This window comes from Mesorhizobium sp. M8A.F.Ca.ET.208.01.1.1, assembly GCF_004791315.1.
In the GTDB taxonomy this organism is placed as follows: Bacteria; Pseudomonadota; Alphaproteobacteria; order Rhizobiales; family Rhizobiaceae; genus Mesorhizobium.
Map to the genome: position 1 here is coordinate 1 of NZ_SRUT01000207.1, position 326 is coordinate 326.

1 protein-coding gene is annotated in these 326 nt (G+C 66.3%); it reads right to left on the reverse strand.

The genetic code is table 11. The features are described 5' to 3' along the window. Nucleotides 1-47: 47 nt before the first annotated feature. Nucleotides 48-326, reverse strand: a 279-nt coding sequence (locus EN851_RS34950) for an HAD-IA family hydrolase (RefSeq protein WP_145972396.1), incomplete at its 5' end; no start/stop codon positions are given.

The following is a 326-nucleotide window of genomic DNA, read 5'->3' on the forward strand; positions in this document are numbered from 1 at the left end:
CAAAAGTGCGCAGCGGTTTTGGGGTCACGACATGCATCAAACAAAGATTACAGCGCGTCCCTCGAGGCCGCTTCGGCGCGACGCGCTTTAAGTATCCACTCGGTTGCCGCCGTGAGATCGTCGACGATCGCGGTCGGAGCCGGATCGAAGCGCGCTTCATCGCCCGGACGGTATTTGCCGGCGCGCACCAGCAGGGCCGCGCCAAGCCCGGCGTTGAGCGCCCCGGCGACATCGCTCTCCGCATCGTCGCCGACCATAACCGCGTCGGCCGCCGGGCAGTCCAGGTCCGCAAGCGCCGAGAGAAAGAAATCCGGCGACGGCTTGCC